Source organism: Providencia sp. PROV073, assembly GCF_033688125.1.
GTDB lineage: Bacteria > Pseudomonadota > Gammaproteobacteria > Enterobacterales > Enterobacteriaceae > Providencia > Providencia hangzhouensis.
In genome coordinates this window covers 2,726,157-2,752,033 of the sequence record NZ_CP096353.1, presented here as the reverse complement: position 1 = coordinate 2,752,033, position 25,877 = coordinate 2,726,157, and the positions used below count along the sequence as shown (strand labels likewise).

General features: G+C 40.5%; 22 protein-coding genes and 1 riboswitch. Of the genes, 14 read left to right on the top strand and 8 right to left on the bottom strand.

From position 1 onward, the window contains the following. Positions 1–15 precede the first annotated feature (15 nt). The gene (locus M1F17_RS12470; RefSeq protein ID WP_094961235.1) at positions 16–303 is read right to left on the bottom strand and encodes a hypothetical protein; all 288 of its coding nucleotides are present in this window, start codon (positions 301–303) and stop codon (positions 16–18) included. Positions 304–1,360: 1,057 nt separating this feature from the next. Here M1F17_RS12470 and M1F17_RS12465 point away from each other — a divergent pair. Then, complete coding sequence (locus tag M1F17_RS12465) at positions 1,361–1,750, top strand: hypothetical protein (RefSeq protein ID WP_004263505.1); 390 nt, start codon at positions 1,361–1,363, stop codon at positions 1,748–1,750. 124 nt (positions 1,751–1,874) lie between these two features. Here M1F17_RS12465 and M1F17_RS12460 read toward each other — a convergent pair whose 3' ends face one another. Further along, the gene (locus M1F17_RS12460; RefSeq protein ID WP_004263510.1) at positions 1,875–3,503 is read right to left on the bottom strand and encodes an FGGY-family carbohydrate kinase; all 1,629 of its coding nucleotides are present in this window, start codon (positions 3,501–3,503) and stop codon (positions 1,875–1,877) included. A gap of 44 nt (positions 3,504–3,547) precedes the next feature. Beyond that, positions 3,548–4,276: an SDR family oxidoreductase gene (locus M1F17_RS12455; RefSeq protein ID WP_004263513.1), complete on the bottom strand. Its 729-nt coding sequence runs from the start codon at positions 4,274–4,276 to the stop codon at positions 3,548–3,550. A gap of 234 nt (positions 4,277–4,510) precedes the next feature. On the opposite strand from M1F17_RS12455, the gene M1F17_RS12450 reads away from it, so the two are divergent. Continuing rightward, the gene (locus tag M1F17_RS12450; protein ID WP_094961237.1) at positions 4,511–5,545 is read left to right on the top strand and encodes a substrate-binding domain-containing protein; all 1,035 of its coding nucleotides are present in this window, start codon (positions 4,511–4,513) and stop codon (positions 5,543–5,545) included. A 48-nt stretch (positions 5,546–5,593) separates the two neighbouring features. Here the strand turns inward: M1F17_RS12450 and fetB are convergent, their stop codons facing one another. Beyond that, the gene (gene fetB / locus M1F17_RS12445; protein WP_094961238.1) at positions 5,594–6,373 is read right to left on the bottom strand and encodes an iron efflux ABC transporter permease subunit FetB; all 780 of its coding nucleotides are present in this window, start codon (positions 6,371–6,373) and stop codon (positions 5,594–5,596) included. A gap of 9 nt (positions 6,374–6,382) precedes the next feature. Continuing rightward, positions 6,383–7,036: an iron efflux ABC transporter ATP-binding subunit FetA gene (gene fetA / locus M1F17_RS12440; RefSeq protein ID WP_094961239.1), complete on the bottom strand. Its 654-nt coding sequence runs from the start codon at positions 7,034–7,036 to the stop codon at positions 6,383–6,385. Positions 7,037–7,502: 466 nt separating this feature from the next. Here fetA and M1F17_RS12435 point away from each other — a divergent pair, with 466 nt between their 5' ends. Continuing rightward, positions 7,503–8,264 carry an SDR family oxidoreductase gene (locus M1F17_RS12435; protein WP_094961240.1) on the top strand — a complete coding sequence of 254 codons (762 nt, stop codon included), beginning with the start codon at positions 7,503–7,505 and terminating at the stop codon, positions 8,262–8,264. A 162-nt stretch (positions 8,265–8,426) separates the two neighbouring features. Here the strand turns inward: M1F17_RS12435 and tkt are convergent, their stop codons facing one another. Continuing rightward, entirely contained in the window at positions 8,427–10,436 is a 2,010-nt protein-coding gene (gene tkt / locus M1F17_RS12430) for a transketolase (protein WP_094961241.1), read from the bottom strand. Between the two features lie 36 nt (positions 10,437–10,472). Next, positions 10,473–10,925 carry a ribose 5-phosphate isomerase B gene (gene rpiB / locus M1F17_RS12425; protein ID WP_004263541.1) on the bottom strand — a complete coding sequence of 151 codons (453 nt, stop codon included), beginning with the start codon at positions 10,923–10,925 and terminating at the stop codon, positions 10,473–10,475. Positions 10,926–11,248: 323 nt separating this feature from the next. On the opposite strand from rpiB, the gene M1F17_RS12420 reads away from it, so the two are divergent. The 6 genes from M1F17_RS12420 (at position 11,249) to crcB (ending at position 17,387) form a co-directional block, all read left to right on the top strand. Beyond that, positions 11,249–12,361, top strand: coding sequence for an MDR/zinc-dependent alcohol dehydrogenase-like family protein (locus tag M1F17_RS12420; RefSeq protein ID WP_036958649.1), 1,113 nt, complete (start codon positions 11,249–11,251; stop codon positions 12,359–12,361). A 129-nt stretch (positions 12,362–12,490) separates the two neighbouring features. Then, a complete protein-coding gene (locus M1F17_RS12415; protein ID WP_004263544.1) occupies positions 12,491–13,762 on the top strand; it encodes an MFS transporter in 1,272 nt (423 codons plus the stop codon). An 11-nt stretch (positions 13,763–13,773) separates the two neighbouring features. Continuing rightward, positions 13,774–14,775 (top strand): dihydroxyacetone kinase subunit DhaK, encoded by a 1,002-nt coding sequence (locus M1F17_RS12410; protein ID WP_094961242.1) that lies wholly within the window; start codon positions 13,774–13,776, stop codon positions 14,773–14,775. 10 nt (positions 14,776–14,785) lie between these two features. Further along, positions 14,786–15,439 (top strand): dihydroxyacetone kinase subunit DhaL, encoded by a 654-nt coding sequence (gene dhaL / locus M1F17_RS12405; RefSeq protein WP_094961243.1) that lies wholly within the window; start codon positions 14,786–14,788, stop codon positions 15,437–15,439. Between the two features lie 159 nt (positions 15,440–15,598). Next, a complete protein-coding gene (locus tag M1F17_RS12400; protein ID WP_004263559.1) occupies positions 15,599–16,561 on the top strand; it encodes a sugar-binding transcriptional regulator in 963 nt (320 codons plus the stop codon). A gap of 139 nt (positions 16,562–16,700) precedes the next feature. Then, positions 16,701–16,770, top strand: a riboswitch (Fluoride riboswitch). A gap of 236 nt (positions 16,771–17,006) precedes the next feature. Beyond that, complete coding sequence (gene crcB / locus M1F17_RS12395) at positions 17,007–17,387, top strand: fluoride efflux transporter CrcB (RefSeq protein WP_094961244.1); 381 nt, start codon at positions 17,007–17,009, stop codon at positions 17,385–17,387. A 1-nt stretch (position 17,388) separates the two neighbouring features. Here the strand turns inward: crcB and M1F17_RS12390 are convergent, their stop codons facing one another. Next, the gene (locus M1F17_RS12390; RefSeq protein ID WP_094961245.1) at positions 17,389–18,339 is read right to left on the bottom strand and encodes a sugar-binding transcriptional regulator; all 951 of its coding nucleotides are present in this window, start codon (positions 18,337–18,339) and stop codon (positions 17,389–17,391) included. 177 nt (positions 18,340–18,516) lie between these two features. On the opposite strand from M1F17_RS12390, the gene dalD reads away from it, so the two are divergent. The 5 genes from dalD to M1F17_RS12365 all read left to right on the top strand — a co-directional run bounded on the left by dalD (position 18,517) and on the right by M1F17_RS12365 (position 25,872). Then, positions 18,517–19,905 carry a D-arabinitol 4-dehydrogenase gene (gene dalD / locus M1F17_RS12385; protein WP_164455739.1) on the top strand — a complete coding sequence of 463 codons (1,389 nt, stop codon included), beginning with the start codon at positions 18,517–18,519 and terminating at the stop codon, positions 19,903–19,905. An 11-nt stretch (positions 19,906–19,916) separates the two neighbouring features. Beyond that, on the top strand, positions 19,917–21,386 hold the full coding sequence (gene xylB / locus M1F17_RS12380) for a xylulokinase (protein WP_196731582.1): 1,470 nt from the start codon (positions 19,917–19,919) through the stop codon (positions 21,384–21,386). 90 nt (positions 21,387–21,476) lie between these two features. Then, entirely contained in the window at positions 21,477–22,766 is a 1,290-nt protein-coding gene (locus M1F17_RS12375) for an MFS transporter (RefSeq protein WP_004263579.1), read from the top strand. Positions 22,767–23,406: 640 nt separating this feature from the next. Then, positions 23,407–24,630: a hypothetical protein gene (locus M1F17_RS12370; RefSeq protein WP_004263585.1), complete on the top strand. Its 1,224-nt coding sequence runs from the start codon at positions 23,407–23,409 to the stop codon at positions 24,628–24,630. A gap of 6 nt (positions 24,631–24,636) precedes the next feature. Continuing rightward, a complete protein-coding gene (locus M1F17_RS12365) occupies positions 24,637–25,872 on the top strand; it encodes a Zn-dependent hydrolase (protein WP_318837000.1) in 1,236 nt (411 codons plus the stop codon). Positions 25,873–25,877: the final 5 nt, after the last annotated feature.

The following is a 25,877-nucleotide window of genomic DNA, read 5'->3' as shown; positions in this document are numbered from 1 at the left end:
AACTGTAATGCTAAGTTAATTGCCTAGTATTTTTTTCCTTTCAATATAGCGTTTTTCAGCTATTTCTAAATAATACTCAACTGTTGAGTATATCTGCTGCCGCTGTTCTGCTAATTGTTGTGATGCATCTAATATTGCGCTCGTCTGCTGTTTAAATACAGTAAGAAAATTTTGAATGCTGTCGAAGTGACCTACGACGTTAGCATAGTAAAACTGGTATACATAAGATTCCTGAGAGTGGCTTAGATCTACGTTATTTCTGATGTTATTAGTTGCAAGTAATAGTAATTGAGTATTTGTCATGGTTAACCCTTTTTCTTTGGAAAGCAATGCTACATGAGATAAAAAAAATATTTTGTCAAATTTAGCCGGATAATTTTATGTATTGGTTAAATGCATCAATTATCCTAGGAATATTCTGTAATTTTGATTGGTCAGATATATCAAAAATTGTGTAAAAGAAGAGATATAGAGGCATTCAATGGTAAATTACAATATGCATATAGTTAAATATTCTTATGTTTCTTAAGGTGGGTTGATGATTTTAACTATTTTTTATCATATGGTTAACGTCGTTTTAATCAATTTATTTGTTATTTTTGTTTTATTAATCAATTGATTAGGTTGCGTTGCATTTTAACGGGTACTATAAAATTGCTAATTTAGCCTGAAATAAAGATACTCGTTAACGATATGCTAAAAATTAAGCTAAGAGATGATGCAAATTAATATGTTATTTCGTAGTGAATTGAATTTTAGGTATTTTTTGTTTTTATAATATCTAAATAAGCTAGATGAATTTTAATTGAAAATAACGGATTTATTATTAATTAATTCTATTTTACGCTTATATTGAGTGAAAATACTCATTAAGTGGGCTAATTAACATTTAGACATGACTATTATTGAATTGAATTGTTTTATTACATATTTTTGTTTATTTTTGTTAAGTTATGATAAACAGTTAAGGCTTATTATTGTTTCTGTTTTTGGATAATTGAAACTATTTTAGTTAAAAAAATACAAATTGAAACAGTTAATGTTTCGAGTACTATTTATATTCTTAGTTTAATACTGGTATACTTACTCATTAGGTGTGTAAAATAAAGTATAAATACGAATAGCCCATATCAATCTAATTGTACTTATTCGCTTTGTTGGTAGCAGTTATCTGGGGTAATAATTAGAAAAACAAGTTATCTAATAAGGTATTCTTATATAGATAAGGTTGGTTGTTATTAAAATAATTATTATTTATTTACAATTGGCTGAAGATAACTGCTTAAGTATATTTTGGGGCGAAATTATTAGGTCATTTTGGTCAATTGGCTTGTTATTGAATAAATGAGAGCTTAGTAATATGAATATCATAAAGTTGCTCACAATTTTATTGTTAACTGGGGGCTCTTTTATCTTAGGTGTGACATTGAACTATACCCCTACACCTGATCTTGTGAAAATGGCTAAGAGTAGCGTTGAAGACTATTTATCTTATCCAGAATCTGCTTCATTTAAAAATGTGAAATATAATTTTATTCGCCAAACTGCGGATAAAGGGGATTTAGGTTATGTATGTGGCGAAGTGTTTCGAGTTAAGAATGCAAGGCTAGAAGGCTATAAAAAATTCATTGTGAAAGCTTACAGTGATAAACAAGGGAAGGTCTCCTTGTCTATTCCAATGGTCGAGGGAGATTACGATTTGGTACCAAAGGAAATGGTCGATTCGTTATGGACAAGATATTGCTTCTAAAAGTGAGCTATAGCGCAGGTTTTTCTATTAAATTAAGCTCGATAAGCAAAACGAATTCTATTAAAGAAAGCCGGTTTACGGCTTTCTTTAGTCCAAATATTACTTGAGTGTCATATCAACGTGATTAACCTTTTAATTCTCTAGCACATTGTTGCAAATGCAAGAAAGAGGCGAATCTTGTATCATGGCGGTTTTTATATGCTTCATTGGTTTGGTAGGTTAAGTCGATAGCACTAAATTGGTCCATAGCTTGCGAGACATCTTCACAGACTTTCCCTGCAACGGCACCAAGGATAGCAGAACCTAGCAATACTGGTTCACTGGCTTGTGTTGAAATCACAGGAACGCCACAAGCATCAGCAAGTAGCTGGCGGATCAACGGGTGCTGTCCTGCACCGCCACTAACAACAATATTTTCAATAGCAGCACCAGATTTTGCTTGTGCTTCAATGATTTGTCGTAATCCATAGCCAATTCCACACAGACCAGCAACATAGAAAGAAAGTAAATTTTCCATGCTGTTATCCATAGTTAATCCAGCAATGACAGCTCTGGCATGAGGGTCAGCAAAAGGTGCTCGATTCCCTAAAAATTCAGGAACCACATGTATTTTTTCAGCTAGTTCAACAGACTGTGATGGTGACGATGATTTTTCTAATACTAAATCCGCTAACATCACAGGCAAGGGTTTACCTTGCTCTTTTGCCGTAAGTTTTGCTTGTACTGAAGCGGGATGTAAGGAAAGTAACTGGTCAATTGCAGCACCAGCCGCACTTTGGCCTCCTTCATTTAGCCACATGCCCGGTACCATTGCACTGAAATACGGACCCCATACACCCGGTATAAATACGGGTTCTTTAGTCGTTGTCATCGTGCATGAAGATGTGCCAAATACGTATGCCATATTAGCGGTTGCATCACCATTTACGCCAACGGTACCAATACCGCCTGCATGAGCATCTATCATGCCTGCAGCGACAGGTGTCCCTGCTAGTAATCCCATTTGTTGGGCTGCGGTTTCCGTTAAGCCTTCACCACAAGGCGTTCCTGGTTCTACAATAAGCTGACCAATACGTGCGAAGTTTTCATCGGCAAGTTCAGATAGACCAATCTGTTGAAAGTAGCCTGCATCCCAACGTTTTTCATGGGCAAGATATGTCCACTTACAGGTGACTGTGCAAGTTGAGCGAGCTAAGGAGTTAGTTGATTTCCAAGTTAAAAAATCGGCTAAATCAAAAAATTGCCATGCGTTATCATAGGATTGACGTAAATTTTCTTTTAGCCATAAAATCTTAGGCGTTTCCATTTCGGGCGAAATCTTACCGCCAACATAGTTTAGAACAGGGTGCTTTAATTGATTAATGCGCTCAGCTTGTTCTGTTGCACGGTGATCCATCCAAACAATAATATTGCGCTCAGGGTCATTCGATGGGCTAACCGTAATAGGATGTTTATCTGAACCAATGACAACCAGTGAGCAGGTTGCATCAAAGCCAATACCTGCAACTTGTTGTGGTTTTACTGTTGATGATGCTATCGCTTGCTTGACACAATAACAAACCGCTTCCCAAATTTCGTTACTTGATTGCTCAGCGAAATTGGCGTTATCACGGAAGAGCGTAATATCGCGTTTGGCAGATGCTAACATATTGCCGGACATATCAAAGACCCCGGCGCGTGCACTGCCTGTGCCAACATCGATACCAATAACGACTTTATCGTTATCTTTTAATCGTGCATGTGAATTATTCATTTTCCCTCCAAGGTGCTAACTGCAATGAATTGCGAGGTGACAAGTTAGAGATCAACACTGTTTGGCACAATAACAAGGTCACGAATAGTGACATTGCGTGGGCGAGTTAGCATAAATAATACGGCTTCAGCGACTTCAATCGGTTGCATTAAGCTACCATTTGCCAGAGCTTCTTCCATTTTTTCTTTCGGCCAATCATCGAGTAAGGCTGTCACTACAGGGCCAGGTAATACCGCACCAACACGGATACCATGTTCAGAAACTTGGCGGCGAGTTGAATGGACGAAGGCTTGGACAGCAAATTTTGATGCGGTGTAAATTGGCTCCCAGATCACTGGGACTACACCTGCAATTGAGCTGGTGAATAATACATCACCTGATTTTTGGGCAATAAAATGAGGTAGCACTGCGCGAACACAACGGAAGGCCGCATTAATGTTTAAGTTTAAAACTTTATCCCATACATCTGGGTCACCCTCAGCAACAGGGCCGCCAATATAAGCACCGGCATTAGCATGGAAAATATCTAAGCCGCCTGCTTTTTGTAAGATGGCATCTAACATTCCATCAACTTGTTCTGGCTTCATTAAATCGACTACTAATGGAATCGCATTTTCACCTAGTTCCTCAACAAGTTGGTTTAATCGCTCTTCAGCACGGTCAATTAGAACGACTTTTGCACCCGCCTTGATCAGTGTACGTGCGCATTCAAGCCCGATACCTGAGGCAGCTCCGGTAATTGCTGCGACTTTGTTCTCAATAGAAATAGCCATAATTTACTCCAATCGGATATTTTAGCGAAATGTAAGAATGAAAAGCGTCTGAAATTAATGGAATAGCAATGAGTCACAACGATGGATAGGTGGCTAAATGCGATGGATTGATAGTATTTATTTTGCAGTTTATCAACTCATACATCATCAATTCCAATTTTGCTCAATCGATGTAGCAGTATTGCGACTTTTCGACTTTGGTGTCAAGCTAGTAAAAAATGGAGATAAGAATCTGTGACAAAGATCAGACAAAATAAGAAAACAACGATCTATGACCTTGCCGAATTAGCTGGAGTTTCAGCTAGTGCAGTGAGTGCAATACTCAACGGTAATTGGCAAAAAAGGCGAATTAGCGCACAACTTGCGGAAAAAGTGATCCGCATCGCCGAAGAACAAAATTATGCAGTTAACAAGCAAGCCAGCTTATTGCGCAGTAATAAATCCAAAATAATTGGTATGTTGGTTCCGAAGTATGACAACCGCTATTTTGGTTCGATTGTCGAGCATTTTGAAGAAATGGCGCGTGAAAGGGGACTGTTTCCTATTATTACTTGTACGCGGCGTGACCCAAAGTTAGAAATAGAAGCTGCACGCGCAATGATTTCTTATCAGGTTGATTGGTTGATTTCAACAGGGGCAACGAACCCAGATAAAATTACTGAAATTTGCCAAGCTTCGGGGGTTTCGACCTTAAATTTAGACTTACCGGGCTCGTTGGCGCCTTCGGTTATTTCAAATAACTATCTTGGCGCAAAAAATTTAACCCAACGTATTTTAAGCAAAAATAAGTCTCAAACATCAATAAATGAAGCTTTAATTTTTATTGGTGGTCGTGAACATGACCACAATACACGTGAACGTATTCGTGGGTTTATTGATGCGCATAATGAAAAAGGTATCACGGTTCCACAAGAAAATATTTTGGCTTGTGGTTATGCCCCCGAAAAAGCTGAAAAATCACTCTCACAGTTTTTTGAACAGAATAATGATGATCCACAGAAAATAGTGAAATGCGGTTTGTTTATTAATTCAACTATTTCATTAGAAGGGGTTATTGATTGGTTAGGTAAAAAGGGCTATATCGGTTCACAGCAACCCCACTTAGGCTGTTTTGACTGGGATCCTTTTGTTGCTCTTTTAGGTAATGACATCGAAATGGTCAAACAGGATGTGCCAACGATGTTAAATCATATTTTTAAGTTGATAGATAATGAAAATAGCAAAGCACAATTAATTGAAGTGTTACCTGTGGGGGTGGTTAAAGAGTGATATTAAGAAAGTGCCGCTTATCGTTGGTGACCAATAAGCGGCGGAAGGTTATTGTTTATTCAGAGTTGTAACCAATAATTGGTGGCGTTGGTTATAGAATTTTGTATAGGTCATATACCCAGCCAGTATGGTTGAAAGGCTTGCTGTACCTAACAACATAAAAGTCACCATAATCTGGTACTTAACAGCTTGTAATGGGTCAACTCCAGCGAAAATCAACCCAGACATCATGCCCGGTAAGCTGACAATTCCCACTGTTTTGGCAGAATCTACCGTTGGGATCAATGATGCTCGGATACTGTCACGAATAATAGCAGCGGAAGCAACTTTGGGCGTTGCCCCTAAACTAAGCATTTCTTGAATTTGTTGTTGCTGGCTTGAAAACCGTTGACCAAGGTTATTAAAGCATAACCCTACCGCAATCATGGCGTTACCCGCAATCATTCCAGTAATAGGAATTACCTGCATAGGCGTAAATGCAATGGCATTGGTTAATATCAGAATTAACAATGTAAGAAATGTGCCAGAGGTAATGGCAATTAATGCAGTAACATAAATTTTATCAATATATTTGCTTCTTTTCTTAGCGTTCCACGCAGCATTGACACAAATAAACATCACCAATGCAATCGTGAGCAATTCGTGATCAACATTAAAAATATATTTTAGAATGTAGCCAGCGATCAATAGTTGAATAATCGCTCGGCAAGTACTCCAGATAATATCTTTTTCAAGGGATAGTTTTTCTTTATGGCTAATAAAAATAGCCACGAGGACTAACAGGATTGAAAAGGTTAAGGATTCATTGGAAATAGTTGGTTGATGCACAGTGATATCCTATGATTCGTTGTGATGAACAGGAAGGGTGATAACTTCATTGGTATGAGCGATTTCATCTTGGTCATGAGTTACCCATAGCACGCCTATTTTTTTGTCACTCGTTAAATGATGGATAAATTCATTCACTATAATTTTGTTTTCTTCATCAAGGGCACTGGTGATTTCATCTAATAGCAAGACTTGCGGAAGAAATTGTAAGTTTCTAATAAGAGAAATACGCTGTTTTTCTCCTCCAGAGAGTTCATTGATCCCTTTATCCAAAATAGATTCATGTAGAGAAAATTGGTGCAAATCACTGATGACTTTGTCTTTATTAAATAGCAACTTTCGAATTTGATAGGGAAAAACGAGGTTGTCATACACAGTTTGTCCAAATAAAGTGGGCGTTTGAGTACAGTAAGAAACCTGCTGACGATAAGTTTCTGGGAGGATGGTATTGATATCTTTCCCTTGAAACTTAATCGTTCCTTGAGTAGGTGAAATTAACGAGGCCACTATTTTTAATAAGGTACTTTTACCGCAGCCGGAAGGACCCGTAATCAGTTTAAAGTCGCCTGCCTGTAAGTTAATCTGCACATTATCAAGAATTGTTTTTTGCTCAATGCTATAGCCAATGTTACTAAGTTGTAATAGCAAGTTGCTTTGTTCCATATTATCAATGACCTATAAATTAAGTGCGCAGCATTTAGTGTAAATGATATTCATTCAATATCTTACTCAATAATACAGCGCTGATATTGTTCAATATCAATTTAGATATAACTAATATTATGCGCCAATTAATTGAAAAATTATAGGGGAAGAAAAAATACACTTCTAATGAAGTAGGACAACGTAGATGAGTTCTAGGAAAGATTTGTACAGTTGAAAATAAAGCACAAATATTCATTCAAATTATTATTTTGAACATATGTGCATTCAGAATTTAGGATGGTATTTAATTTGAGAGATATCTCTTTTTTTTACATAAATAATATAGAGTTTAACTAGTGATAATATTATATTAATAATACCAAGTAATCTAATCTGCACTTAATATTTTGTTGTCTCTCTAAGGCAACACTATATTTATTTCATCTATATATTAAATATCACATCATGACATTAAGGAATTAAAATGAAAAAATTTAGTGGCTATAACACCAACTTTTCACTTGATGGCAAGGTCGCTTTAATTACAGGGGGAGCTGCAGGCATTGGGTTGGCGATTGCTCAACTGTATGTCGAAAAAGGGGCTAAAATTGCGTTAATTGATAAGTCAGATAAAGTAGTGAAAATTGCAGAGAAATTAAAAAATTCAATTGGTATTCAATGTGATATCACAAATTCTGAGGCGGTTTCTCAGATGGTAAAACATGTCATTGAGCATTATGGTACATTAGATATTGTCGTCAATAGTGCTGGAATTGTAGCGCTTGCTCCCGCTGAAAATTTAAGTGAGTCAGACTGGGATTTAACCATGAACGTGAATTTAAAAGGGACTTTTTTGGTTTGCCAATCTGCAGGTAATATCATGATTAATAATGGAAAAGGGAAGATTATTAATATGGCATCACAAGCAGGCGTGATTGCCTTAGACCAACATGCCGCCTATTGTGCGAGTAAAGCAGCGATTATTGGTTTAACCCAAGTATTAGCACTTGAATGGAGCCCTAAAGGGATACAAACCAACGCCATTTCACCAACTATTGTGATGACAGAACTGGGCAAAAAAGCGTGGGAAGGTGAAAAAGGTGATGAAATGAAAGGAAAAATTCCTGCAAGGCGTTTTGCTGAACCGTCTGAAATTGCCGCATGTGCATTATTTTTGGCCAGTGATGCATCCGATATGATCACCGGACATAATTTGGTTATTGATGGTGGCTACAGTATCCAATAGTGATATTTAATAATGAATAAAGTGAGTGTGAGTAGCGACTCGCTTTATTTATTATTGATGATTTTATTTAAATAAAAAATAAGCCAAATAACATAAGTATTATTTGGCTTGTAATAGAAAATTACAAAGTAGGATAACAGATATTAATTATTGCTATATCAATTAATCATTAGGTTTTAATAATGAAAGCGACATAGTAATAAGCTTTTCTACGGTGAAACCAAAATATTCAAATAATTGGTTTGCAGGAGCTGACTCCCCAAAGCTATTCATTCCCATGACCAATCCATCAATTCCTACATATTTACGCCAGTAATCATTGATACTGGCTTCGATAGCAATACGGTGCCGAACGTGATTGGGTAAAACGCGCTGTTGGTACTCTAAGGGTTGTTGGTCAAAGGTATCTGTTGAAGGCATCGAAATAACATTCACATTAAACCCTTGTTCAGTCAGTTGTTTCCAAGCTTCAACCGCTAATGTGACTTCAGAGCCTGTGGCAATTAATAGTAATTCAGGGTTTTCACTATTACTGCGCAAAATATATCCACCATATGCAATATTGGCGAGTTGTTCAGTTGTTCGCGAATATTGTATTAGGTTTTGCCGCGATAATATCAAGGCGGTTGGCGTATGTTTCGCTAAGATAGCTTGTTGCCAAGCCACCGCTGTTTCTACTTGGCAACAAGGGCGCCAGACTGACAAATTAGGTGTTGCACGTAGTGAAACAAGTTGCTCAACAGGTTGGTGCGTTGGGCCATCTTCACCTAATCCAATGGAATCGTGAGTATAAATGAGTATTTGGGGTAATTTCATTAATGCGGCCATTCTCACGGCATTTTGCGCATATTCAGAGAACATCAAAAAAGTTGCTGTGTAAGGGCGAAAACCGCCGTGTAATGCAATTCCATTAGCAATGGCGGTCATACCAAACTCTCTGACGCCATAGTGAATATAGTTGCCTGAAGGCTGTTCATTAATTGGCAGTGACCCAGACCAATAGGTGAGGTTGCTTGGGGCTAAGTCTGCGGAACCACCGATTAATTCAGATAAAACAGGGCCAATAATATTGAGTGTATTTTGTGACGCTTTACGTGTAGCTATCGTTGCAGGGTTTTCATTTAATTGTTGAATGAAGTTATCAATGATATCTGTAAATTTTTCAGGAAGTTGATTGGATAATCGCTGCGTTAGCTGCTCGGCAAGTTCTGGGTATTGTTTGGCATATTCTCGTAATGCTTGCTCCCAACGTAATTGCTGTTCAGCACCATGTTCTAGGGCATTCCAAGGCTGGTATATTTCATCAGGAATAACAAAAGGAGGGTATTCCCAGCCGAGTTGTTGACGAGTCAGCGCTATTTCGTCTTGCCCTAATGGAGCACCATGAGAATCGGCTGTCCCGGCTTTATTGGGAGATCCATAACCAATAGTGGTTCTGCAAATAATGAGGGTTGGTTTCGAGGTTTGTTGGCGAGCTTGTTCAATGGCCGCTTTGATTGCAGGCCGAGAATGGCCATCGACTTGGCGAATAACATGCCAGCCATAAGCTTCAAAACGCTTTGCGGTATTATCAGTAAACCAACCTTGAGTATTACCATCAATAGAAATACGGTTATCATCATAAAAGGCAATAAGTTTATTGAGTTTTAGCGTCCCTGCTAATGAGCACACCTCATGAGAGATCCCCTCCATTAAGCAGCCATCACCTAAAAATGTGTAGGTATAGTGGTCGACAACGGGGAAACCAGAGCGATTAAACGTAGCAGCCAACGTTTTTTCTGCTATTGCCATACCAACCGCGTTGGCAATGCCTTGGCCTAAAGGACCTGTAGTGGTTTCAACACCGGGGGTATAGCCTAATTCAGGATGACCCGGTGTTTTGGAATGGAGCTGACGGAACTGTTTTAAATCGTCGATAGATAAATCATAGCCCGTTAAATGAAGTAAGCTATAGAGCAGCATTGATGCATGGCCGTTTGACAAGACGAAACGGTCACGATTAGGCCAATTCGGGTCAGCAGGGTTGTGCTGTAAGTAATCTCGCCATAGGACTTCGGCAATATCAGCCATTCCCATTGGTGCGCCGGGGTGGCCTGAGTTGGCTTGTTGTACGGCATCTATTGAAAGAAATCGAATGGCATTGGCTAATTTATTTTGTGGTTGAGTGGACATTACAAAGCTCCCAAAGTAAAAGCGCCTAAAGTAAAACTAACGTTCCCCATTTTCATACTCACTGATTCGAGCCACTTTCGGCGCTGACCGTCCCCCTTCATAATGGGAAGCCAGCCATGTGTCGACAATGGTTTTAGCCAGTTCAGGGCCAATCACACGGGCACCAAAGGTAATAATTTGTGCATCATTACTTTTTTGTGCTCGTTCAGCGGAGTATGTGTCATGGCACAGTGCTGCTCGAATGCCTGTGACTTTATTGGCAACAATGGACATACCAATTCCGGTACCACAAATTAAAATACCGCGCTGGTGTTTACCTTGTACGATTGCAGTTGCAACAGCGTGGGCAACATCAGGATACATTTCATCTGCAACCCCAGTATTTAAGCAGTAATCAGTCACTTCAATGTTTAATTCTGCTAAGTGAGCCTTAATCAAATCTTTCATTTCAAATGCAGCGTCATCTGCACCAATAGCAATAGATAGCATGATAGAGATCCTTATTGTTGAACAAAAGTTCATTAATCAATCAAATGTACTATTTAGAAAATAGGATCTTATGAACAAATAATCAATAGGTGAACATATGTTTTTATTTTTGTGATGATGAATTCTGTGATCTACAGCTTCAAATTTAATTTTTTTTGCCAAAAATGTAAAAAATAGGCGTTTCAAGGCGATTTTATAAGAATTTTTGCACTGAATCACACTTTGACAATCTGACTATGGGCAAGGATGAAGAAAAGAAGGTATGGTTAATTTGTATCTTCATTGAACTTATGTTCATTTTACAAACCGCCGAGGATAGAACTATGTGTGAACACTGTGATTCAAAAGCAACGATGAGCGAAAGCATTCCAGAAAAAATGAAAGCCGTGGTTGCTTATGCACCAAAAGACTACCGTTTAGAAACTGTCGATGTCCCTAAAATTAGTGAAGAAGAAATTTTGGTTCGCGTAGAAGCTTGTGGTATCTGCGCGGGTGATGTGAAGGCTTTTGAAGGTGCGCCAAGCTTTTGGGGGGATGCAGAGCAGCCCGCTTATATCAAGGCACCGATGATCCCAGGGCATGAATTTATTGGCCATGTCGTAGGCTTTGGTTCAAAAGTTGAAGGTTTTGCATTAGGTGACCGTGTTATTTCTGAGCAAATCGTACCTTGCTGGGAATGCCGTTTCTGTAAACGCGGTGAATACTGGATGTGTGAGAAGCATGACTTATATGGTTTCCAAAACAACGTGAACGGCGGTATGGCGCAATATATGAAGTTCACCAAAGAGGCCATTAACTACCATGTACCTGTTGAGATGCCAATTGAAGACGCTATTTTAATTGAACCTTACGCCTGTTCTTTACATGCGGTGCAGCGTGCCAATGTCAAATTGGGTGATGTCGTCGTGCTTTCGGGGGCGGGAACATTAGGCCTAGGCATGATTGGTGCAATTAAAAAATCCGGTGCAGGCAAGTTAGTCGTTCTGGATTTATTTGATAAACGTCTTGAATTAGCAAAAGAATTTGGTGCTGATATCGTATTAAACCCTAAACGTGATGATGTAGATAAAATTGTCAAAGAGATGACTGAAGGTTATGGCTGTGACATTTACATTGAAGCGACTGGGGCCCCTAAATCGGTAGAGCAAGGTCTTAAGATGATCCGTAAATTAGGTACTTTTGTTGAGTTTTCTGTATTTAAAGACCCTGTGACCGTGGATTGGAGCATTATCAGTGACCGCAAAGAACTGGATTTATTAGGTTCTCACCTTGGCCCATATTGCTACCCGTTAGTGATTGAAGGCATTGGTAATGGTGATTTCCCAACTAAAGGGGTGGTGACGGATATCTTACCTTTAGATAAATTTGCGGAAGGTTTTTCGATGATGGCGAAAGGTGACCCGCACATTAAAGTGGTTCTCGACCCAAACCTGTAGTGCTGTAGTGGGTTGAAAAAAATACGAAATTAAAAATATAACGATAAAAATTGGACCTGAATAAATGTCACCCTACCAAGGCTTGTTATTCAGGTCCTAACCCAGCGAACAAGCACTGAGGTCAACAATATGATAATCAATAAACTGTCTAAAGTAACGGGGTTTTCACCAAAGTTACTACTTGGCTATTTTGGCGTCCTGATCTTTATGATGGGGGAAGGGCTTGAACAAGGCTGGTTGTCGCCTTTTATTATTAGCCGTGGAATGAGTATTGAAGAGTCTTCATTACTGTTTAGTGTGTATGGTTTTTTTGCTGCTGTCGCCGCGTGGTTATCCGGTGTGTTGGCTGAAATTTATACTGCTCGTCGTGTGATGATTTTTGGTTTTGTGATGTTTGTGATTGGCTCGGTTATTTTCTTATCTGTTGGTTTACCGAGTAACAGCCTGTCTATCATGATCCCAACCTATGCGTTGCGTGGTTTTGGTTATCCAATGTTTGCCTACGGCTTCTTAGTTTGGGTGGCCTATGAGGCGCCAATTAAAAAATTGGGCTCTGCTGTTGGGATCTTCTGGTTTGTTTATAGTGGCGGACTCGGTGTTTTAGGGGTGATGTATTCGAGTTATGCGCTGCCAATTTTAGGTGAAATGGCAACGTTATGGAGTGGACTAATTTTTGTCACTATCGGGGCATTTATTGCTATCGCGCTTAACCGCAACAAAGCGGGAGATACACCGGACTCACCGAAAGAAAAAGTTTCACTTAGCTATGTGTTTAAAGGGATCACGATTGCGTTTGAAAACCCAAAAATTGGTTTAGGTGGCATTGTTCGTACTATTAATACCTCTGCAGCGTATGGTTTTGTGATCTTCATGCCAATGTTTCTTGCCGACTTTGGTTTTTCCCGCACAGAATGGTTACATATCTACGCAGCACTTTGGACAGTAAACATCGCTTTTAATCTGATCTTTGGCGTTGTCAGTGACCGTATCGGTTGGCGCAATATTGTGATTTGGTTTGGTTGTGTCGGCTGTATGGTTTGTACCTTAATGTTTTATTACGTGCCTTATTATTTTGGGCACAATTATACCCTGATGATGATAGCCGCTGGCTTATTTGGTGCATGCCTCGCTGGATACGTACCACTTTCAGCCATCATGCCGAGTTTAGCGCCTGAAAATAAAGGTGCAGCAATGTCAGTCCTTAATTTAGGGGCAGGGTTAAGCACTTTTGTCGGTCCTGCATTAGTTGGGCTCTTTATTAGTAGTGTAGGTGCTTTTGGCGTGATTTGGATTTTCTCGGGGCTCTATTTATTTAGTGCGATATTGATGAAATTTATTACTGTGCCGGCGGAATTACTTGAAAAATCGGCAGAGATGCAGCTAACACCAGAAAATAAGTAAATGAGGGAATTATGAACAGAATCATTAATGAACCTGATCTTGTTGTTGAAGATGCCATTCAAGGCTATTTGAAAGCGCACCCTGAATATTTTGCGCAGACTGATAATGCGCGCGTATTAAAATACCCAAAAGCACCAATACAAGGGAAAGTGGGCATTGTTACTGGTGGTGGCTCCGGCCATGAACCTGCATTTTTAGGCTATGTGGGCGAAAACATGTTAGATGCGGTGGCAATTGGTGAAATTTTCTCCTCGCCAACCGCTGGGGCATTTTTAGATGCGTTCAAAGCCGCAGACAGTGGGGCGGGCGTTGCTTGTTTATATGGTAATTATGCAGGCGATAACATGAACGTCAAAATGGCGATGAAAAAAGCTGAAAAAGCGGGTATGAAAGTTAAAACCGTGGTTGCTACCGATGACGTCGCTTCAGCCCCTGCGAGCGAGAAAGAAAAGCGCCGTGGTGTCGCGGGTGAAATACTCATGTGGAAAGTGGGTTCTGCCGCAGCAAGTAAAGGCTATGATTTAGACGGCGTGATTAATGCGGCACAAAAAGCGATTAATAACTGCCATTCTATTGGTGTTGGGCTAACGTCTTGTACCATTCCAGCGGTGGGTCATCCAAATTTTCATATTGAAGATGGGATGATGGAGCTCGGTATTGGCCACCATGGTGAGCCAGGCATTGAAATCATGCCAATCCAGTCTGCAGCGCAAATGGCACAAACTATGTTAACGCCAATCTTAGATGATATGCAGGCAAAACAAGGTGATGAAGTCGTCGTATTGGTTTCAGGGTTAGGTGCCACACCCGTAATGGAATTGTATATCTATTATGCAGAGGTTGAAAAACAACTCAGCGAAAAAGGCGTGCGTATTGTTCGTAACTATGTTGGTAACTATTTTACGTCATTAGAAATGATGGGGGTAACGCTGACATTAATGAAAGTGGATGATGAATTGAAAGCATTGATGGATGTCCCTGCATATTCATTGGGTCTAACACAGGTCAAATAAGGAGACAACTATGCAAGTTATTTCAACGGGCAACGGCAAGGAAATTACCCTTGATTTAGTGAACATTATTGTTTCTAACCGTGAATACCTCAGCGAAATTGATGGAGCAATAGGGGATGGAGACCATGGCATCAATATGGCAAAAGGTTTTAATCTATGCGCTAAAGCAATCGCAGACCGTGAATTATCACTCAGTGAAGGCTTTGAAGAGATTTCTGATGCCTTGATGGAAGGTATTGGCGGTTCAATGGGGCCACTTTATGGCAGTTTCTTTATGGGAATGTCAGACAGCATTTCAGGGAAAAATGAGTTATCGCAACAAGATTTTCTTGCTATGTTGAAAAATGGGCTATCCGAACTGCAAGACATCAGCAGTGCAACAGTGGGTGACAAGTGCCTAATGGATACATTGATCCCTGCGGTTAATGCCTTTGAAGAGGCAACAAAAGCAGGAAAACACTTTAAACAAGCGCTTGATGCGATGCAGGCCGCTGCAGTTGCAGGCCGTGATTCCACGGTAGATTTAGTGGCTAAAATTGGCCGTGCAAGCCGCCTTGGTGAGCGTTCAAGAGGCGTATTAGATGCAGGCGCGACTTCTTGTTGTTTATTATTATGCCAATTAGCGCAAAGTGTTGAAAAACAGAGCGCATTAACCAATGCATAATTGTTTTATATAACTCTTTTCGTGGATATATAGTCAAAAACCATTGCTATATATCCATTCTCTTTTATAACTCACTTATTAATTGCCACTAGAAACGCTATACTAAAACCTTATCATCCTTGTTGCGATTAACACCAATAAAGAGGAAACCACTATCTTATGGATAGATCACAAACATCTTCCGAAATCGAGCTACTGACTGAAATTGCGATAGCTTATTATCGCGATGAAATTACTCAGGAAGAGATCGCCAATAAGTTTGGTATATCGCGAATTAAGGTGGGGCGCTTACTTAAGCGAGCAAAAGAAGAAGGTATTGTTGAGATCAATGTTCGCTATCATCCTATTTTTAGCACTCAGCTAGAGCAACAGCTACTTTCTCGTTTTCCGATTTCCCGTGCGTTGATTGCCCTCGATCATCCCGATGAAGAAGAACAACGCTATCAAGTTGGCACACTTGTCGCTAATTATTTATCGACAACATTACGTGACAATATGATAGTCACCGTCGGTCAGGGGCGAAATGTCGCGGTGGTAGCCGATAGCGGCGGGGCCGTTCCTGAAAAAGATTGCCGTTTTATTTGCGGAATCGGCGGAACACACCGGCCTGGCGACTCTATCAATGCGGACCATATCAGCCGTCGCTTAGCGAAGAAATTTGGCGGAACCAGTGAAACCCTATACGCCCCTGCTTATGTTGAAAATAACGAATTAAAGCAATCTTTTATGAAAAATGGGACCATTAAGGAAACCTTAGATCGCGCCCGTAAAGCGGATATTGCCTTAATTGGTATTGGCGATATGAATGAAGATAGCTATATGGTCAAACTAGGCTGGTTTACACCGCGTGAAATTGTTGATGCGAGTTTGAATCAAGGGGTGATTGGCGATATCGCGGGTTATGATTTTTTTAATGCGCAAGGGCAACATGTTGATACGGTGATGAATGACCGAGTAATTGGCCTAAGCATAGAAGAACTCAAGAAAATTCCTTGTGTAATAGCGATTGCTTCCGAATCCTCCAAGGCCATGGCTATCATGGGGGCGCTGCGTACGGGGGCGATTGATATTATTGCAACGAGTGCGAGTAATGTGCGGACGATTTTGAAGATGTCTCAATAGCTCGTCATACTCCAAGCTGTAGCGTTGTTGACGACACTCACTTATTCGTTTTCTGCTTAGTTATGACCCCTAACTATTTAGGGTATCTATTATAAAATAGGTTTGCATCACCTAATTAGTTGCCTTATTATTTTTATGTAAACCTTTGGGAGATGGCATTCCTCCTTATATAAAACCGCCCGTAGAGGGCTGATGATGCCTACGTTAACCTTTTCATTTGATGGGGTACGTAGGTATTATGTGCCCTAATTTAGGGCATAAATGATCTATACTCGTCATACTTCAAGTTACATGGGTGTTGACTGCATTGCGCTAGCCGAATTACATACTTGTGTATGCTCATCGGACTATCTTCGTTTGTCGCCTTCATGTAACTCGAATTATTTAGAGTATAACTGGGAGACTTTCCTTTCATTTATCCCGCCAGACATTAAAGGAAGTTTCTATGTATGCCTCATTATTTGCAATTGCGATGGGTTCAGTGCTTGGCGGATGGCTAAGATGGTTTGTTAGCCTAAGACTCAATCACCTTTACCCAAATATTCCTCTAGGTACCGTTGCGGTCAATTTGGTTGGCGGCTTTGTCATTGGTTTTGCCATTTCGTACTTTGCCAATGCAAATATTAGCCCTGCCTATAAATTATTCATTGTGACTGGCTTCTGCGGCGCATTTACCACCTTTTCGACCTTTTCACTCGAAGTGTTGGTGCTAATCCAAGAAGGTAAATTGGGTTTCGCTATTAGCACCATTGCTATCCACGTAATTGGTGCCTTAATATTTACCTTGCTTGGTATGTTATGCCATCATTGGCTGACACAGGGATAATTTATTTATTCGCTAATAAATGATGCGCAGTGGCTTCATCGGTCACTAAACCTGTTACCCAACCGCCATTCATAACGGCTTGAATGGCTTTTGTTTTGTGCACACCACCCGCAAATGCGATCACAGGCTTATTTGGGGAAGGGAACAGTGGGACACTGGTGTGTGTGTCATCCAAAGCCGTAGAAAGTCGTTCACCGTTAGCTTGAATAAAATGCCCCAATAGTTCTGCGGCGACACCTTTTTCTAACAACATTTCCAATTGTTCATCCGTGACGAAACCTTCAGAATTGAGCGGGCATCCTTTACCGACTTCGCCAATACCAATAAAGGTAATATCTGCATTCAGGGCTTTTTCCGTGACTTCCTTATACACGCGATGTTGGCACCACATTGCTTTATCTTCTGGGCTATCAGCATAAAGAGGTGCAGGTAGAATATAGTGTCGGCATTGTAATTTTTCTGCAAAGCGTAATGGAATATCATAGCGTGTTGCTGAGCTATCACGGGCAATAGCGCCTATTAATGAAACACATTGGTGCTGAGAGGTTTCTAGGTAAGGAAGAGCGTCAATAATACTGCGTAATGTTCTGCCTGAACCGATACCAATAACTTGAGGTTTATCGGGTTCGATTAATTGCTCCATGAGCTCAGCACCTGCCACTGAAATCATGTCGAGTGTCGCTTCTGTATCTAGTTGCCCTGACGGGACGACAAAGCAATGTGTTAGGTGATACTTTTGCTGGATTTCATTAGCGAGTCTTAAACACTCCGTAATCGGGTGCGTGATTTGCACCTGAACCATACCTTGTTCTTTTGCTAATGAAATAAGGCGTTGGGCGACTTGTCTTGATAGCCCAAGTTCATGCGCAATTTCCTGTTGTGTTTTGCCTGCCACAAAATATAGCCATGCCGCACGTGCAGCTTGTTCCATTTTTTTTAATTCTTTCTGCATGAACATTCTCCTGCTGGTTTCGCTTATTGTAATTCTGGGCAATTGTTTATTAAAAGGGCAAAAGTCAATACTGTGAGCATTATCGCAGTAATTGTGATCAGATTGAAACTAAAATATAACAAACGGGCATATGCCCAAAAAAATAGCAATTATTTAATTTTAGGGTAAGGAGTCACAATGCTAAAGCAGAAATCAGTGTGGATGCACATCGGTGCTGGGTCATTTCATCGTGCTCACCAAGCGTGGTATTTGCACCGCTTGTGTCAACAAGGGGATGATAGTTGGTCAATTGCCTTAGGGAATATTCGCAATGATGCGAATGCATTGCTTGATAACTTAACCAAGCAAAATGGGGAATATACCCTTGAAACAGTTTCACCTGAAGGTGAGCGTCATTATGAAAAAATTACTTCAGTGCGCAAAGTATTGCATTGGGATGAGAATTTAAGCCAGTTAGTGGAACAAGGTTGTGATAAAGCAACACGTGTTATTGCTTTTACAGTCACAGAAGCGGGCTATTATTTAACCCCACAGCATGAGTTAGATGCAGAACAGCCAGACATTAAAGCGGATTTAACGGGCAAAATGAGCACGATATATGGTGCATTAACACAAATTTTACGTGCACGTTTAGCGGCTCATGGTGAACCTGTGACCTTGTTAAATTGTGATAATTTGCGCCACAATGGCGAACGCTTTAGACACGGCTTTTTATCGTTTTTACAATTAAAAGGTGAAACTGAGCTGTACCAATGGGTGAAAGAAAATACGCGTTCGCCGAATACCATGGTTGATAGGATCACGCCTCGCCCAACCCCAGATGTGGCTGAACGTGTAAAACAGCATACTGGTTGGGATGATAAAGCACCTGTTATGGGAGAGGCATTCATTCAGTGGGTGATTGAAGATGACTTTATTAATGGACGTCCTGCATTAGAAAATGTCGATGTAGAAATGGTTGAGTCCGTTTTACCTTGGGAAGAAGCGAAGATTCGTATTCTGAATGCAAGCCACAGTTGCATTGCTTGGGCAGGCACCTTAATCGGTTTGAGCTTTATTGATGAAAGCACCCGCCAATCTGCTATCAAACAAATGGCATGGAATTATGTGACACAAGATGTGATCCCGTCATTATCGCCGAGTCCTCTCGATTTAGAACAATACCGTGATGTGGTACTCGCACGCTTTAGTAATCCTTATATTCAGGATACTAACCAACGTGTAGCCGCAGATGGCTTATCAAAAATACCTGGTTTTATTACGCCAACACTCCAAGAATGCTATCAGCGTCAGCAGACTCCGGCTGCGACGGCTGTGCTGCCCGCTTTATTTTTCGTATTTTTACAGCGCTGGGCTCGTGGTGAATTACCTTATGAATATCAGGATGGTGTGTTGGATGTGGCACTATATCAAGAAATGATGAATAGCAGTGACGCATTGTCGCAATTTGTCTCAAGTGAAATGTTGTTCGGCTCACTCGCTCATTCTACTGAATTCCACGAATTGATGAGCAACACGGTTGAAAAAGTTGAAAATTGGCTCAAGTCACCTCAACAACCTCTGTAAGGAGAAAGGCGATGTACCTCGGAATTGACCTAGGCACTTCAGAACTTAAGGCCGTATTAATTAATGCTCAGGGCGAAATTGTTGCCTCAAGTCACATGGCATTAACAGTACAAAGGCCACATTCTCAGTGGGCAGAACAATCACCAGATAGTTGGTGGGAAGCCACTAACGCGGTTGCGGCTACCTTGCGCCAAAAAGCCCCAGAAGCATGGGCAGCGGTGAAAGCGATTGGTTTATCGGGCCAAATGCACGGCGCAGTATTATTAAACAGCGAACACCAAGTACTTCGTGACTGTATCTTATGGAATGACACCCGCAGTGCGAAGGAATGTGAATGGTTAATGGCAAATCACCCTGAGTTTCTAACGATTGGTGCTAATTTAGTGATGCCAGGTTTCACGGCGCCCAAGTTATTGTGGGTCGCACGCCATGAACCAGAAATATTCAAACAAGTTGCTAAGGTATTGCTTCCTAAAGATTATTTACGTTGGAAAATGACTGGTCAATTTACCAGTGATATGTCTGATGCGTCGGGCACATTATGGCTAGATGTGGCTAAGCGTGATTGGTCTGATGAACTATTGGCTGCAACTAATTTAACTCGTGAACAAATGCCTTCTTTAGTTGAAGGCGCTGAAAAAAGCGGTGTGTTACGGGCGGATTTAGCTTCCCAATGGGGGCTTAGCGCCGATGTAATTATCGCTGGTGGAGGCGGTGATAATGCGGCTTCTGCTGTTGGTGTTGGTGCGGTTAATGACGGTGATGCTCTAATTTCTTTGGGCACCTCTGGCGTCATTTTTGTGGTTAATAATCAGCTACAAGCAGCACCACACCAAGGCGTCCATGCATTTGCTCATGCATTGCCAAATCGTTGGCACCAAATGAGTGTGATGTTAAGTGCTGCCAACTGTTTGCGTTGGCTTTGCCAGCTTCTTTCCACAACGGAAAACCAGCTAATGGATGAAGTGGGGCAATTGACCGATGACGAGAAGAAGCAAGCTCCAGTATTTTTGCCTTACCTATCAGGGGAAAGAACACCCCATAATGACCCTTACGCAATGGGCTCATTCTTTGCGTTAAAAAATGAAACAACGCGTGCTCAGCTTGGTTATGCGGTGATTGAAGGCGTGACCTTCGCTCTGGCGGATGGCATGCAGGTTTTAACGCAAACGGGAACGCAAATTAGCCGGTGTAGCTTAACAGGGGGAGGAGCACGTAGTCCTGTTTGGGCGCAGCTTATTGCTGATGTTATCGATATACCGATTGTGACTCACCCGGCGAGTTCGTCGGGGGCTTTAGGTGCGGCTCGTTTGGCATGGCTGGCGGACGGCGGTAATACAGAAACCGTGTGCCAAAAACCAGAAGTGCTGAGTACCTATTTACCACAAAAACAGTGCCAAACTTGGTTAAATCAACGGCTTGATGTTTTCCGTTTATTATACCAACAGCAAAAACAAGCAAGGGAATTATTGCCGCAGTAGGCGAGTGTGGCGGTGTTTCCCTACATATCACCGCCACGGTTATCTCTTCGCGATTGATTAAAATAACAAAATTAAAATGAGGAAACTGCAATGGAACAGAAGCAGTATTGGCTTGGTCTACCTAAGCATTTGTTCTGGGGTTTTATTGCCATCGCTATCTTTATGAGTGGTGATGGCTTTGAAATGGCTTTTTTATCAAAACATATTACTGATTTAGGGTTTACACCGGCGCAATCCGCGATGGTATTTACTGTCTATGGTTTAATGGCAGCCGTTGCGGCGTGGGCATCTGGTGTTGTGGCTGAAATTATCACCCCCCTAAAAGCCATGATGATCGGGTTTATTCTCTGGATTGTCATGCATGCCTTATTTATGGCATTTGGTCTCGGTATGAAAAGCTATACCTTGATGCTGTTATTCTATGGTATTCGTGGGCTGGCTTATCCATTGTTTATTTATTCATTTATGATGATGCTGGTGCAAGTCATCCCTCGAGCGCATCTTGCTGCGGCTACGGGTTGGTTCTGGGCGATGTACTCGGTAGGCATTGGTGTTATCGGCAGTTATCTGCCTAGTTTTTCAATCCCAATGATGGGTGAAACAGGAACATTATGGATGGCCATCGGTTGGGTCGCTATTGGTGGCGCAATTGCTTATTTTAGCCTACGTAACATTCCAGTTGATCGCTCCAAAGTTAATTTACCCATGAAAGATAAAATGGCTGAATTGTCGCGGGCTGCCACCATTTTATTTACCAACAAAGACATCTTTATGGCAAGTTTAATCCGCATTATCAACACTATTTCGTTGTTTGGTTTTGCAATCATCATGCCATTACTCTTTGTTGACCGCTTAGGGTTCACCATCTCTGAATGGTTACAGATTTGGGCGGTTTTCTTCTTTGTCACTATTTTTACGAATATTTTTTGGGGAATTGTTGGTGAACATATTGGTTGGATCCGCCAAGTTAGGTGGTTTGGGTGCCTAGGTATGGCAATATCCAGCTTAATGTTTTATTACTTACCGGTTTATTTTGGTCATAATTTTGCCATCGCATTAATACCCGCCATTTTATTAGGTATTTTTGTGGCTGCATTTGTTCCAATGACGGCGGTATTCCCAAGTATTGAGCCACACCATAAAGGTGCTGCGGTCTCAATTTATAACCTTTCAGCGGGGCTGAGTAATTTTGCTGCACCGGCAATAGCTAGTTTAGTATTGCCTTTCTTTGATATTGTGGGTGTTGTTTGGGCATATACAGGTTTGTATATCTTTGCAGGAATACTGACATTCTTTATTAAAGTTCCACAACCCGGCTTTGAAAATAATCGCAAAATAAAACCAGCTAAGGTAGCGGCTGAACAACAAACTAGTCATTAAATTACTTTATCTATTACTCATTAAACCCTGTAGGTAGTGAATTATCTATGGGGTTTTTCTTTGTTTAAATAAACTTTATTGCCAAAACAAACTAAATTGGAGATGAAGGGATATCATCCTTTTCAACAGCAATATAAAGAGAAACGGTTTAAAAATAAAATAAAGTAGAATATTTCCTATAAATAGAAATATTGGTCATATTTATAAGGTGATTTTTCATCTTATTACGATATTTATTGAAAATACAGCCATGGACAATAGAATATAATTTCATAGATTAAAAAATAAACTATAGTTGATTTGTTTATAAATAATAACTTAAATGACATAAAATATTGGCTTATAAACCTGCATTTAGAGAATGTTAATGTGCTTTCCCCCTTTCAATGTTATATCTGACTATTTAGTTCACTGCATACCTTTATTCCAAGCTGTTTAAATCCTGTTTGACTCTCTATACATCTGAATTTTCGGTGTTATGATGAATTTTGTTGCAATTTCGTGTATTTGTAGCGAAATACTCTCTATATTGGTGTTTTGTTGCGCCAAATAAAATTTATAATCTAACCTTAATTAAAATTAATAGTTTTCAATACCAAAAAATAATCTAATAAAAAAAGATAAGTGCGGGGAAAAAGTTATGTCACAGATGTTAGCTCTGTTTCTGATAGTGGGGATATTATATATTGGGGATGCTATAGCCGTTAGAACTAAGGCTTGGATCCCCTCCGTATTTGTATGCGCAGTGCTCTTTCTTTTAGGTTATTGGACTATTTTCCCGAAAGATATTGTGAGTATTGCCGGTATTCCTCAAGTCGTTGCGGTTACCTTAATGTATTTGTTAATTACAAATATGGGAACCTTATTATCGTTAAAAGAATTGTTGCGCCAATGGAAAACTATTCTTATCTCCTTAGCTGGGATTTTAGGCATTATTTTCTTGACCTTTATTGTTGGTATTGCCTTATTTGATTTAAATACTGTATTAGTTGCAGTTCCTCCGTTAGTTGGTGGAATCGTTTCTTCGCTAATTATGTCAAAAGGTGCTGCTGAGGCAGGTTTAGTTGACCTTTCGGTTTTCGCTATTTTAATTTACGTTATGCAGGGGTTTGCAGGTTATCCACTCACTGCCGTGATGTTAAAAAAAGAAGGGCGTCGAGTTCTAGAAAAATATCGCAATGGCCAATGGCAAGAAACATTATCTGTTGATGGCGCAAAAGATGTTGAAGTTAAAGCAGTGGTATCTGAAGATGAAATGCCACGTATGTTCAAGAAAATCCCTAACCACTATAACACCAGCTATTTTAAATTCTTACGCTTAGCTGCGGTAGGGTATTTGGCTTATTTAGCCTCATCTTTTGCAGCCCCTTATGTGAGTATTAGCCCATTTGTGTTGTGTTTATTATTTGGTGTTATTGCCTCTTCGTTAGGTTTCTTAGAAAGGCAACCATTACAAAAAGCCAATGGTTTTGGGTTCGCCATTATGGCCTTAATGTTATTTATCTTCGATACATTAAACCATGCGACTCCTGATATGTTATTGCGTCTAGTTTATCCGATGGTGGTGTTAATTAGTGCAGCGGTTATTGGAATGTACCTTGCATCATGGGTGGTTGGTAAAATATTAGGCGTTACCAAAGAAATGGCATTTGCTGTTGCTCTAACGGCTTTATATGGTTTCCCTGCTGACTACATCATTACTAACGAAGCGATCAACGCATTAACGAAAGATGAAAAAGAACGCCAAGTATTAACTAGCCATATGTTAGGGCCGATGCTAGTTGGTGGCTTTATTTCTGTGACCATGGTTTCTGTTGTATTAGCAGGTATTATGGTGGCTTATATTGTTCCAATTGCAGGGTAAAAAATAATGGAAACAAGTACTTCAAGAATTCAGCGTCATTTAGAACAGTTAGCAGAATACACCGCAACACCGGGGCAGGGCACTACTCGGATGAGCTATAGCGAACAAGATAAACAAGCGCGTGATTACCTAAAACAAGAAATGCGCGCTTTAGGATTACAAGTTCGAGAAGATGCTATTGGTAATATTTATGGGCGCTTAGAAGGCCAGCAACCTGATTTGCCTGCGGTGATTGTGGGTTCTCATTTTGACTCTGTTCCTCATGGCGGGGCATTTGATGGCCCTGCAGGGATTGTTACAGGTTTGGATGTCGTAGCGCGCATTAGTGAACAAAACTTAACTCCGAAATATCCCTTAGAAGTCATTGCCTTGGTTGAAGAGGAAGGGACCAGTTTTGGCCGGGGCTTGATGGCTTCAAGTGTGATAACGGGTTTGATTGGTACAAAAGAATTATACCAACTCAAAGATAGGCAAGGAGTAAGTGCGGCGCAGCGTATGGCAGAGGCAGGGTTCAATGCTGATCATGCATCACAAGCTGTGCTCGACCCTAAAAAGGTCAAAGCATTTTTAGAATTACACATCGAACAAGGCCCGGTGTTAGAACAGGCAAATGAAGATATAGGGATCGTAGAAACTATCGTAGGTATCAGTCAGTTAGAGATTAAACTGACAGGTAAAGCAGGCCATGCAGGTACTACGCCGATGAATATGCGAGCCGATGCATTAGTGTGTGCAAGCCAAATTATTAGTCATATTCCTGAACTAGCAAAGGCGGCAGGGGATAATACGGTTGCGACCGTAGGCCGGTTATCAGTATTACCTAATGGGGCGAATGTCATCCCAAGCGAAGTCACTTTTAGCGTCGATATTCGCTCTAAAAATGACGTTGCGTTACGTAAAGTGATTGAACAAATAATCGAATTAACAGAACAGGTTAGCAATTCGTTAGCGATTTCAAGCGATATTGTTCAGCCGTTATATGTTCAGCCAACGGAGCTCAATAGTGATATTCATCAACTAATGCAACAACATGCCAGCGACCAAAACTTACGTTTTCGTTCAATGGTCAGTGGCGCGGGGCATGACACTATGATTTTTGCAGGCATAACTCAAACGGGACTGATATTTGTGCCAAGTCGTAATGGGTTAAGCCATCACCCAGATGAATGGACGGATTATGCACAAATCGCGCGAGGAGCAGATGTGATGTTTGCTACCGTTAAGTCATTAATAGAATGTTAATTAAT

What these genes read in the sequence shown, in the direction of transcription:
- M1F17_RS12470 (WP_094961235.1), bottom strand. Translation starts at nt 303, where the DNA reads ATGACAAATACTCAATTACTATTACTTGCAACTAATAACATCAGAAAT.
- M1F17_RS12465 (WP_004263505.1), top strand. Translation starts at nt 1,361, where the DNA reads ATGAATATCATAAAGTTGCTCACAATTTTATTGTTAACTGGGGGCTCT.
- M1F17_RS12460 (WP_004263510.1), bottom strand. Translation starts at nt 3,503, where the DNA reads ATGAATAATTCACATGCACGATTAAAAGATAACGATAAAGTCGTTATT.
- M1F17_RS12455 (WP_004263513.1), bottom strand. Translation starts at nt 4,276, where the DNA reads ATGGCTATTTCTATTGAGAACAAAGTCGCAGCAATTACCGGAGCTGCC.
- fetA (WP_094961239.1), bottom strand. Translation starts at nt 7,036, where the DNA reads ATGGAACAAAGCAACTTGCTATTACAACTTAGTAACATTGGCTATAGC.
- M1F17_RS12435 (WP_094961240.1), top strand. Translation starts at nt 7,503, where the DNA reads ATGAAAAAATTTAGTGGCTATAACACCAACTTTTCACTTGATGGCAAG.
- tkt (WP_094961241.1), bottom strand. Translation starts at nt 10,436, where the DNA reads ATGTCCACTCAACCACAAAATAAATTAGCCAATGCCATTCGATTTCTT.
- rpiB (WP_004263541.1), bottom strand. Translation starts at nt 10,925, where the DNA reads ATGCTATCTATTGCTATTGGTGCAGATGACGCTGCATTTGAAATGAAA.
- M1F17_RS12420 (WP_036958649.1), top strand. Translation starts at nt 11,249, where the DNA reads ATGTGTGAACACTGTGATTCAAAAGCAACGATGAGCGAAAGCATTCCA.
- M1F17_RS12415 (WP_004263544.1), top strand. Translation starts at nt 12,491, where the DNA reads ATGATAATCAATAAACTGTCTAAAGTAACGGGGTTTTCACCAAAGTTA.
- M1F17_RS12410 (WP_094961242.1), top strand. Translation starts at nt 13,774, where the DNA reads ATGAACAGAATCATTAATGAACCTGATCTTGTTGTTGAAGATGCCATT.
- dhaL (WP_094961243.1), top strand. Translation starts at nt 14,786, where the DNA reads ATGCAAGTTATTTCAACGGGCAACGGCAAGGAAATTACCCTTGATTTA.
- M1F17_RS12400 (WP_004263559.1), top strand. Translation starts at nt 15,599, where the DNA reads ATGGATAGATCACAAACATCTTCCGAAATCGAGCTACTGACTGAAATT.
- crcB (WP_094961244.1), top strand. Translation starts at nt 17,007, where the DNA reads ATGTATGCCTCATTATTTGCAATTGCGATGGGTTCAGTGCTTGGCGGA.
- M1F17_RS12390 (WP_094961245.1), bottom strand. Translation starts at nt 18,339, where the DNA reads ATGCAGAAAGAATTAAAAAAAATGGAACAAGCTGCACGTGCGGCATGG.
- dalD (WP_164455739.1), top strand. Translation starts at nt 18,517, where the DNA reads ATGCTAAAGCAGAAATCAGTGTGGATGCACATCGGTGCTGGGTCATTT.
- xylB (WP_196731582.1), top strand. Translation starts at nt 19,917, where the DNA reads ATGTACCTCGGAATTGACCTAGGCACTTCAGAACTTAAGGCCGTATTA.
- M1F17_RS12375 (WP_004263579.1), top strand. Translation starts at nt 21,477, where the DNA reads ATGGAACAGAAGCAGTATTGGCTTGGTCTACCTAAGCATTTGTTCTGG.
- M1F17_RS12370 (WP_004263585.1), top strand. Translation starts at nt 23,407, where the DNA reads ATGTCACAGATGTTAGCTCTGTTTCTGATAGTGGGGATATTATATATT.
- M1F17_RS12365 (WP_318837000.1), top strand. Translation starts at nt 24,637, where the DNA reads ATGGAAACAAGTACTTCAAGAATTCAGCGTCATTTAGAACAGTTAGCA.